At 71.6% G+C, this 8,802-nt stretch carries 7 protein-coding genes; all 7 read left to right on the forward strand.

Annotation, left to right across the window (positions count from 1 at the left end; genetic code table 11):
• The first annotated feature begins 422 nt into the window (after positions 1-422).
• The 7 genes from hpnC to hpnH all read left to right on the forward strand — a co-directional run bounded on the left by hpnC (position 423) and on the right by hpnH (position 8,740).
• The gene (gene hpnC, locus O5O46_RS34680) at positions 423-1,337 is read left to right on the forward strand and encodes a squalene synthase HpnC (RefSeq protein ID WP_333482449.1); all 915 of its coding nucleotides are present in this window, start codon (positions 423-425) and stop codon (positions 1,335-1,337) included.
• Complete coding sequence (gene hpnD, locus O5O46_RS34685) at positions 1,334-2,272, forward strand: presqualene diphosphate synthase HpnD (RefSeq protein WP_269859666.1); 939 nt, start codon at positions 1,334-1,336, stop codon at positions 2,270-2,272. Before hpnC ends, hpnD begins: the two co-directional genes overlap by 4 nt.
• 121 nt (positions 2,273-2,393) lie before the next feature.
• Positions 2,394-3,812: a hydroxysqualene dehydroxylase HpnE gene (hpnE, locus tag O5O46_RS34690; RefSeq protein WP_269859667.1), complete on the forward strand. Its 1,419-nt coding sequence runs from the start codon at positions 2,394-2,396 to the stop codon at positions 3,810-3,812.
• 35 nt (positions 3,813-3,847) lie between these two features.
• Positions 3,848-4,921, forward strand: a complete 1,074-nt coding sequence (locus O5O46_RS34695; protein WP_269859668.1) for a polyprenyl synthetase family protein — start codon at positions 3,848-3,850, stop codon at positions 4,919-4,921.
• A gap of 113 nt (positions 4,922-5,034) precedes the next feature.
• The gene (gene shc, locus O5O46_RS34700; RefSeq protein ID WP_269859669.1) at positions 5,035-7,047 is read left to right on the forward strand and encodes a squalene--hopene cyclase; all 2,013 of its coding nucleotides are present in this window, start codon (positions 5,035-5,037) and stop codon (positions 7,045-7,047) included.
• The gene (locus tag O5O46_RS34705; protein ID WP_269859670.1) at positions 7,047-7,709 is read left to right on the forward strand and encodes a phosphorylase family protein; all 663 of its coding nucleotides are present in this window, start codon (positions 7,047-7,049) and stop codon (positions 7,707-7,709) included. Before shc ends, O5O46_RS34705 begins: the two co-directional genes overlap by 1 nt.
• 5 nt (positions 7,710-7,714) lie before the next feature.
• Positions 7,715-8,740, forward strand: a complete 1,026-nt coding sequence (gene hpnH / locus O5O46_RS34710; RefSeq protein WP_269859671.1) for an adenosyl-hopene transferase HpnH — start codon at positions 7,715-7,717, stop codon at positions 8,738-8,740.
• Positions 8,741-8,802: the final 62 nt, after the last annotated feature.

Genomic DNA, 8,802 nt, shown 5'->3' on the forward strand with positions numbered 1-8,802 from the left:
ATAGCCCCTACCGGCATACCGCATGGACTTTTTCCCGGCCTCCGCCGACAACATCGGCGGAGGCCGATAGCGTGATGTGCGGCAACTCGTGGGGCCGAAGGGAAGATTCACACCCCCCGGCTTGTTCACCGTCGCGGAGGTTCTCGCCGACCACCCCCGCGTACGACGGATCACTGTACGGCGTACGCTGGGGCGGTGCTCAGCGCCGGAATACCGATGGTCTGTCCCCCATACGGGAGGGCGGACCCGAAGGACGGCGGGAGCCGGAATGGAGGGGCGGTATTGGGAGCGGCGTGTCCGAAATGGGAAGATCCTAGGGATCGGTGTAGAACGGGGGATGTGGCGGCCATGACGACGCAGACCATCCAGCTCCGAGGCGCGTCCGCCGCTCGCACCCGGGGCTTCCAGTGGTGACCGCGCGGGTGGGCGCCGGACAGGCCGACGCGGCCGTTCGGTCGCGAGCCGCGCAGTCCCGAGCCGTGCTGGACAAGGCCGCCCGTGAGAACTTCCCCGTAGCGCCGTTCTTCCTGCCGCGCGCCTGGCGCGACGACCTGATGGCCGTCTACGGCTACGCCCGGCTGGTCGACGACATCGGCGACGGCGACCTGCCGCCCGGCCGGGACGACGCGCTGTGGCTCGGCCTGCCGCGCGAGGCGGCCGACGACCGGCTCGCCATGCTGGACGCCTTCGAGGCCGATCTGCGCCGGGTCTTCGACGCCACCCCGGGACACCCTCTGCTGCGGGCGCTGCAACCCACGGTCCGCCGCCGCGGGCTCGCCCCCGAGCCGTTCCTCGGCCTGATCGAGGCCAACCGCCAGGACCAGCGGGTCAGCCGCTACCAGAGCCACCAGGACCTGCTGGCCTACTGCGAACTGTCCGCCAACCCGGTGGGCCGACTGGTTCTCGCCATCACCGGTACCGCCACCCCGGAGCGGATCCGACGCTCCGACGCCGTGTGCACCGCCCTCCAGATCATCGAGCACCTCCAGGACGTCGCCGAGGACCTGCGCCGGGACCGCGTCTACCTGCCCGCTCAGGACATGGCGCGGTTCGGCGTCACCGAGGCCGACCTCGCCGCCCCCACCGGCGGCGCGAAGGTGCGTGCGCTGGTGAAATTCGAAGCGGAACGCGCCGGTGATCTGTTGAATGAAGGCACCCCGCTGGTGGGTAGCGTCCACGGCAGGCTGAAGCTGCTGCTCGCCGGGTTTGTCGCCGGGGGCCGGGCCGCGCTCGCGGCGGTCGCGGCCGCCGGGTACGACGTCCTGCCGGGGCCGCCGAAGGCCACCAAGCTCGGACTGCTGCGCGAGGTGGGCTCCACATTGCGACGAGAGGGGTGAGCCGGACCGTGGACGGTACCGCGCACACGTCCGCGCCGGTGCTCGCTGCGTACCGGTACTGCGAGACCGTGACGGGGCAGCAGGCCCGTAACTTCGCCTACGGCATCAGGCTTCTGCCCGGGGAGAAACGTCAGGCCATGTCGGCGCTGTACGCGTTCTCCCGCCGGGTGGACGACATCGGTGACGGCGACCTCGACCCGGCCGTCAAGCAGGTCCGGCTGGAGGAGACCAGAGCGCTGCTCGGCCGGATCAGGGACGGCGAGGTGGAGCAGGACGACACCGACCCGGTGGCGGTCGCGCTGGCCGACGCCGCGCGCCGCTTCCCGCTGCCGCTCGGCGGGCTCGACGAACTCATCGACGGCGTGCTGATGGACGTACGCGGTGAGACCTACGAGACCTGGGACGACCTGAAGGACTACTGCCGCTGCGTCGCCGGGGCCATCGGACGGCTCTCCCTCGGCGTGTTCGGCACCGTACCCGGCGCACGCGACGCCGAGCACGCCTCGGAGTACGCCAACACGCTCGGCCTGGCCCTCCAACTCACCAACGTCCTACGGGACGTACGCGAGGACGCGGCCAACGGGCGCAGCTATCTGCCCGCCGAGGACCTCGCCAAGTTCGGCTGCTCCGCCGGGTTCCAGGGTTCCCGGCCGCCGGAGGGCTCCGACTTCACCGGACTCGTGCACTTCGAGGTCCGGCGCGCCCGTGCGCTGTTCGACGAGGGCTTCCGGCTGCTGCCCATGCTCGACCGGCGCAGTGGTGCCTGTGTCGCCGCCATGGCCGGGATCTACCGCCGTCTGCTGGAGCGGATCGCCGCGGACCCGGAGGCGGTGCTGCGCGGCCGGGTCTCGCTGCCCGGCCGTGAGAAGGCGTACGTGGCGCTGCGCGGACTCGCCGGTCTGGACGCCCGGCAGGTCGCCAGGGGGCGCGCCTGATGCGTTCCGGACCACCGATCACCACGCAACGGCCGCGCCCGGACGGCTCGGGACCAACCCTGCCGGCCTGCCGCGCGTCCCTCACCACGCCGCCACACGGCGGCGTCGAACGGGGGCAGGCATGAGCGAGCACGCGGCGTCCGAGGCCGCGCGGGGACCGGAGGCGGTCGTGATCGGCGGCGGGCTGGCCGGGACCACGGCCGCGCTCACCCTCGCCGACTCCGGGGTCCGGGTCACCCTCGTGGAGGGCCGCCCGCGGCTGGGCGGACTCGCCTTCTCCTTCCAACGGGCCACCGCCGCAGGGGAGTTGACGGTCGACAACGGCCAACACGTCTTCCTGCGCTGCTGCACCGCGTACCAGTGGTTCCTCGACCGCATCGCCGCCCAGGACCTGGTCACCCTCCAGGACCGGCTCGACGTGCCGGTGCTGGACGCGCGCCGTGCCCGACTCGGGCGGCTGCGCCGGGCCGCGCTGCCGGTACCGCTGCACCTCGCCGCCTCGCTCGCCACCTATCCGCACCTCTCGCTCGCCGAACGGGCCAGGGTCGGCCGGGCCGCGCTGGCGCTGCGCGGTCTCGACCTGGACGACCCGGCGCTGGACGAGACGGACTTCGGCAGCTGGCTGCGGGACCGCGGCCAGTCGCCGCGCACCGTCGCCGCGCTGTGGGACCTGGTCGGCGTGGCCACCCTCAACGCCACCGCCGAGCAGTCCTCGCTGGCGCTCGCCGCCATGGTGTTCAAGACCGGCCTGCTGTCCCACCCAGGCGCCGCCGACATCGGCTGGGCCACCGCCCCGCTCGGCGACCTGCACCACGGCCGGGCCCGCACCGCCCTCGAAAGGGCGGGGGTGCGCACCGTACTGCGCGGCCGGGTGACCGCGCTGCGGCCCGCGGCGGACGGCGGCTGGCAGGTCGACGTGGCCACCGGCCCCGGCCGCGCCGAGCGGCTGACCGCCGCCACCGTGGTGCTCGCGGTGCCGCAGCGCGAGGCGCACGGCCTGCTGCCGGACGGCGCGCTGGCGGACCCCGGCGCGCTGCTGCGCATCGGCACCGCGCCGATCCTCAACGTCCATGTCGTGTACGACCGCACAGTGACCCAGCGGCCCTTCTTCGCCGCGTTGGACAGCCCCGTCCAGTGGGTCTTCGACCGGACCGGTACCTCCGGGATGACCAGCCGCGGGCAGTATCTGGCGCTGTCCCAGTCGGCCGCGCACGACGACATCGACCGTCCCGTCAGCGAGTTGCGGGACCGGTACCTGCCCGCGCTGGAGCGGCTGCTCCCCGCCGCGCGCGGCGCGACGGTACGGGACTTCTTCGTCACCAGGGAGCGCACCGCCACCTTCGCCCCCACCCCGGGCGTCGGCAGGCTGCGTCCCCAGGCCCGAACCCAGGCGCCCGGCCTGTACCTGGCCGGCGCGTGGACCGCCACCGGCTGGCCCGCGACCATGGAGGGCGCCGTGCGCAGCGGGCTGCGGGCCGCCAGGGAAGCGCTCACGGAACTGGGCAGGCCCGCCCCGGACGGGGAGTTGACGGCCGCATGAGCCACCACGACATCCACAGGACCCAAGGAGAACACGTGACCCCGGCCCACGAGCAGCAGGTCGCAGCGCCCGAGGCGCGCGACGGCGTCACCGCGCTGCTGGAGCGCGGGCGGACGATGTCCACCCCCGTGCTCCGCGCGGCGGTGGACCGGCTCGCGCCTCCGATGAACACCGTCGCCGCCTACCACTTCGGCTGGATCGACGCCACCGGGCGCCCCACCGACGGCGACAGCGGCAAGGCGGTGCGCCCCGCCCTCGCCCTGATGTCCGCGGAGGCCGCGGGCGCCGCGCCCGAGGTCGGGATCCCGGGGGCGGTCGCCGTCGAGCTGGTGCACAACTTCTCGCTGCTGCACGACGACCTGATGGACGGCGACGAGCAACGCCGGCACCGCGACACCGTGTGGAAGGTGCACGGACCGGCGCAGGCGATCCTGGTCGGCGACGCGCTGTTCGCGCTGGCCAACGAGATCCTGCTGGAGGTCGGCACCACCGACGCCCGGCGCGCCACCAAGCGGCTCACCACCGCCACCCGCAAGCTGATCGACGGTCAGGCGCAGGACATCTCCTTCGAGCACCGCGAGCGGGTCACCGTCGAGGAGTGCCTGGAGATGGAGGGCAACAAGACCGGCGCCCTGCTGGCCTGCGCCTCCTCCATCGGCGCGGTGCTCGGCGGCGCCGACGACGCCACCGCCGACGCCCTGGAGGCGTACGGCTACCACCTGGGCCTGGCGTTCCAGGCGGTGGACGACCTGCTGGGCATCTGGGGCGAGCCCGCCGTCACCGGCAAGCAGACCTGGAGCGACCTGCGGCAGCGCAAGAAGTCCCTGCCGGTCGTCGCGGCACTGGCCGCCAAGGGCGCCGCCGCCGAGCGGCTCGCCGAACTCCTCGCCGCCGACGCCAAGAACCCGGAGATCGGTGACTTCAGCGAGGAGGAATTCGCCGACCGCGCCGCGTTGATCGAGGAGGCGGGCGGACGCGAGTGGACGTCGCAGGAAGCCCGCCGTCAGCACGCGACGGCGCTGGACGCGCTGCGGGGTGTCGCCATGCCCGAGGAAACCCGGCAAAACCTCTTCGCCCTCGCGGACTTCGTTGTGGTACGAGAAAGATGACCAAGGCAACCGACGACTTATCAGAGTCCGACGACTTAACCCAGTCGCCGACCGCACGTCCGCAAAGGCGTGCGGTGGAAGCCCCACCAGCGCAGTGTGCAGAAGGGGAAGCCATGACAGCGACGACCGACGGCAGCGCGGGATCCCTACCACCCCGTGTCACCTCGGCCAACACAACATCGACCCCGGCGTCCGCGGCCGACCCCGTAACGGAGTTGGACGAGGCGGCGGCCCGCACCGCGGAGCGCGCCACCGCCTACCTGCTCGCCGCGCAGCATCCGGACGGATGGTGGAAGGGCACCCTGGAGACCAACGTCACCATGGACGCCGAAGACCTGCTGCTCCGTCAGTTCCTGGGCATCCAGGACGAGAAGACGCTTCAGGCGGGTGCCCGCTGGATCCGCTCCCAGCAGTCCGAGGACGGCACCTGGGCCACGTTCTACGGCGGCCCCGGCGAACTGTCCACCACCGTCGAGGCGTACACCGCGCTGCGACTGGCCGGTGACGAACCCGGCGCACCGCATATGGCGAAGGCCGCGCAGTGGGTGCGCGCCCAGGGCGGCATCGCCGGCACCCGGGTGTTCACCCGGATCTGGCTGGCCCTGTTCGGCTGGTGGAAGTGGGAGGATCTGCCCGAGCTGCCGCCGGAGCTGATCTATCTGCCCAAGTGGTTCCCCCTCAACATCTACTCCTTCGGGCAGTGGGCACGGCAGACCATCGTGCCGCTGACCGTGGTCGGCGCCCACCGCCCGGTGCGGCCCGCGCCGTTCGCGCTGGACGAACTGCACACCGATCCCAAGGTGCCCAACCCGCCGCGCCCCGCGGCTCCGCTGGCCAGCTGGGAGGGCGTCTTCCACCGCCTGGACAAGGCGCTGCACGCCTACCGCAAGGTCAACATGCGGCCGCTGCGCCGCACCGCGTTGAACGTCTGCGCCCGCTGGATCATCGAGCGCCAGGAGAACGACGGCTGCTGGGGCGGCATCCAACCACCCGCCGTCTACTCGCTGATCGCACTGCACCTGCTCGGCTACGACATGGAACACCCGGTGATGCGCGCCGGGCTTGAGTCCCTGGACCGCTTCGCGGTGTGGCACGAGGACGGCAGCCGGATGATCGAGGCCTGCCAGTCCCCGGTGTGGGACACCTGCCTGGCCGCCATCGCGCTGGCCGACGCCGGGCTGCCCGCCGACCATCCGGCGCTGGTGAAGGCGGCGGGGTGGATGCTGGACGAGCAGATCACCCGCCGCGGCGACTGGTCGGTGCGCCGCCCCCAACTCCCCGCCGGGGGCTGGGCGTTCGAGTTCCACAACGACAACTACCCGGACATCGACGACAGCGCGGAGGTGGTGCTGGCGCTCAAGCGGATCGCCCACCCCGATCAGCCGCGGCTGCGATCCGCCATCGAGCGCGGGGCGCGCTGGGTGCTGGGCATGCAGTCCAGGAACGGCGCCTGGGGCGCGTTCGACGTGGACAACACCAGCCGACTGCCCAACCTGCTGCCGTTCTGCGACTTCGGCGAGGTCATCGATCCGCCGTCGGCCGATGTCACCGCGCACGTGGTGGAGATGCTGGCGGCCGTCGGCATGACGGACGATCCGCGCACCCGGCGCGGTGTGGAGTGGCTGCTGTCCGAACAGGAGGCCAACGGCGCCTGGTTCGGCCGCTGGGGCGTCAACTACGTCTACGGCACGGGCTCCGTGGTGCCCGCACTGGTCGCCACCGGGATTCCGACGTCGCATCCGGCGATCCGCCGGGCGGTCAGCTGGCTGGAGAGCGTGCAGAACGCGGACGGCGGTTGGGGCGAGGACCTGCGCTCCTACGCCGACACCGGCTGGATCGCCCGTGGCACCTCCACCGCGTCGCAGACCGCGTGGGCGCTGATGGCGCTGCTGGCCGCGGGCGAGCGGGACGGCAAGGCGGTCGAGCGCGGCATCCGCTGGCTGGCCGAGACCCAGGCACCGGACGGGTCCTGGGACGAGCCGTACTTCACCGGCACCGGCTTCCCATGGGACTTCTCCATCAACTACCACCTGTACCGGATGGTCTTCCCGGTCACAGCGCTCGGTCGCTACCTGCACGGCGAACCCTCCTTGCAGGCAGAGGCCCCGCTGGGGAAGGCCGCTTGATGTTCCGGTCCGAAACCGAGCCGATACCACCCGACCTGCGGAGAGGGCCGGAGGGTAAGGACCTCGGCCGGGGCCCGCTGCTGGTCGTCTGCGCGCTGGGCGTCGAGGCGGCGGCACTGCGCCGGGGCAGCCGCTTGGGCGCGGCCGGTCCGGTCGCGCTGCTGCGCACCGGCATGGGGCCGCGCAACGCGGAACGCGCGGTGACCCGGGCGCTGCGCGACGACCCGGCGCTGCGTGGCGCGGCGGTGCTCGCCACCGGCTTCTGCGCCGGGCTGGCCCCCGGCGTGGCACCCGGTGACGTGGTCGTCGACGACCGCACCGCCGACGGCGCACCGTTGGCCGCCGCCGTACGGCGGCTCGGGTGCACCGTCCACACCGGTCGGATCGCCGCCTCGGACCATGTGGTCCGGGGCGCGGAGCGATTCGCGTTGCGCGTTGCCGGGGCGACGGCGGTCGACATGGAGTCGGCCGCCGTCCAGCGCGCGGCCCACGCCGCGGGGCCGCGTCCGGTGACCGCCGTCCGTGTCGTTGTGGACACCCCTGAGTACGAACTCCTGCGTGTCGCGACGCTTCGCACAGGAATCAACGCGTTCCGCGTGTTGAGGTCTATTCTTCCCGCCTTTCTTGATTGGCACCGCTCTACCGAGCTCCCTTGGAGGTGAGCCAGATGGCCATGCCGCTCCGTCAGACCGTCCGGGTCGGGACCTACCTCTTTGAACAGAAAATGCTCCGCCGCCGCGAGAAGTTCCCCTTGATCGTGGAACTTGAACCGCTCTTTGCGTGCAACCTCAAGTGCGAGGGTTGCGGCAAGATCCAGCACCCGGCCGGTGTGCTCAAACAACGCATGCCGGTCGCCCAGGCGGTGGGCGCCGTCCTGGAGTCCGGTGCGCCGATGGTGTCGATCGCCGGGGGCGAACCACTGATGCACCCGCAGATCGACGAGATCGTGCGGCAGTTGGTGGCCCGAAAGAAATACGTCTTCTTGTGCACCAATGCGATGTTGCTCCGTAAGAAGTTGGACAAGTTCACGCCCTCCCGGTACTTCGCCTTCGCTGTGCACATCGACGGACTGCGTGAGCGCCATGATGAGTCCGTGGCCAAGGAGGGTGTGTTCGACGAAGCCGTTGCCGCGATCAAGGAGGCCAAGCGGCGAGGCTTCCGGGTGACCACCAACTCCACTTTCTTCAACACCGACACCCCGCAGACCATCGTCGAGGTGCTGAACTACCTCAACGACGACCTACAGGTGGACGAGATGATGATCTCGCCCGCCTACGCCTACGAGAAGGCGCCCGACCAGGACCACTTCCTCGGCGTCGAGCAGACCAGGGAACTGTTCAGAAAGGCGTTCGCGGGCGGCAACCGGCAGCGGTGGCGGCTCAACCACAGCCCGCTGTTCCTCGACTTCCTGGAGGGCAAGGCCGACTTCCCCTGCACCGCCTGGGCGATCCCCAACTACTCGCTGTTCGGCTGGCAGCGCCCCTGCTACCTGATGAGCGACGGATACGTCCCCACCTACAGGGAGTTGATCGAGAAGACCGACTGGGACAAGTACGGCCGCGGCAAGGACCCGCGCTGTGACAACTGCATGGCCCACTGCGGCTACGAGCCCACCGCCGTCTTCGCCACCATGGGTTCGCTCAAGGAGTCGCTGCGCGCCGCACGCGACACCGTCGCCGGAAACCGGGGCTGAGCCATGGCGGCGGTCTCACTCGGCGTGCCGTCCGTTCCGCCCAAGCTGGCGGAACGGCGCAG

This window comes from Streptomyces sp. RPT161, from assembly GCF_027533845.1.
In the GTDB taxonomy this organism is placed as follows: domain Bacteria; phylum Actinomycetota; class Actinomycetes; order Streptomycetales; family Streptomycetaceae; genus Streptantibioticus_A; species Streptantibioticus_A silvisoli_A.

Excerpts from the sequence above, each read along its gene's own strand:
- O5O46_RS34705 (WP_269859670.1), top strand. The coding sequence starts at position 7,047 with ATGTTCCGGTCCGAAACCGAGCCGATACCACCCGACCTGCGGAGAGGG.
- shc (WP_269859669.1), top strand. The coding sequence starts at position 5,035 with ATGACAGCGACGACCGACGGCAGCGCGGGATCCCTACCACCCCGTGTC.
- hpnE (WP_269859667.1), top strand. The coding sequence starts at position 2,394 with ATGAGCGAGCACGCGGCGTCCGAGGCCGCGCGGGGACCGGAGGCGGTC.
- hpnH (WP_269859671.1), top strand. The coding sequence starts at position 7,715 with ATGGCCATGCCGCTCCGTCAGACCGTCCGGGTCGGGACCTACCTCTTT.